The organism is Shewanella sp. 10N.286.45.A1 (assembly GCF_041470405.1).
Taxonomy (GTDB): domain Bacteria; phylum Pseudomonadota; class Gammaproteobacteria; order Enterobacterales; family Shewanellaceae; genus Shewanella.
On record NZ_JBFRMK010000028.1, the window covers coordinates 1 to 1,072 of the forward strand.

Consider the following 1,072-nt stretch of genomic DNA (forward strand, 5'->3'; position numbering starts at 1 on the left):
GCCATCTCTCCGAACGCCGTGAATAATAGGGAAACTCAGTTCTAATGTAAAGCCTATATTTGCTTAACTGAGCAACATTTAGACCATTAAGCGTTTTTTTTGCAATAAAGCTGTTTTATCGCTGTCTTTTTCTGCAAATCAGCGTCCAAATGCTCTGCTGCAGTCAGCTATTCTTCATTTTTTAATATTTAGTTACTTTTTGACTTGGCCAAATTTAGAACCATAAATGAATACTGAAGTCATACTGTTTAGCTAACACGCTCTCAATCAATAAAGGAACTATTATGAAGAGACTAATCAAGCTGCTTAAACAAAACCGTTCGCTACTGCTATTTTTGTCTCTAATGCTGGTGTTTAGAAGTGCTGTCGCCGATTGGAACCATGTCCCCACAGGCTCAATGAAGCCGACTATTATCGAAGGCGACCGTTTGCTAGTGAATAAGATGGCTTACGATTTACGCGTTCCATTTACCCACATATCTATCGCTAAACTTGCTGACCCACAACGCGGCGACATTGTTATTTTTGACTCTAAGGCAAGTAATAAAAAACTGGTTAAAAGAGTAATTGGTCTACCAACAGATTCTGTCTCAATGCATGACAATGTACTTTCAATCAATGGTAATACTCTTACCTATAGTGGATCTCACACGCTGCACTCTGACGGTTCTGAAACACGTACAGAGAACTTACTCGGGCTCAATCATCAAATAAAAGTGGCTGGCTTTTCAGGGCAAGGCGTTATGACTCCACAATCAAGCTTTGGCCCTATCACCGTCCCTGAGGGACACTACTTAGTACTGGGGGATAATCGCGATAATAGTGGTGACTCTAGAATGATTGGCTTCGTCCCTAGAACTGAAATTGTTGGTCGTTCAAGCAGCGTAGTGTTTTCAGCAAACTATGATAATTACTACCTACCTAGGCAAGAACGCTTTTTCCATTCGCTATAATCTAGGGGCTGCTTATCTTTCGAGCTTAGTTTTTGTTCGATTCTTTACCGTAAGGAATAATGCTTCTAGTACAAGGCTTGAGCGATAAAGCTTAGCTGGCTAAGTGAAAAGCTCATAAC

At 40.6% G+C, this 1,072-nt stretch carries 1 protein-coding gene; it reads left to right on the plus strand.

Annotated features, from left to right (window positions below):
• Positions 1–281 precede the first annotated feature (281 nt).
• Positions 282–953: a signal peptidase I gene (lepB, locus tag AB4238_RS02565; protein WP_372031033.1), complete on the plus strand. Its 672-nt coding sequence runs from the start codon at positions 282–284 to the stop codon at positions 951–953.
• Positions 954–1,072 lie beyond the last annotated feature (119 nt).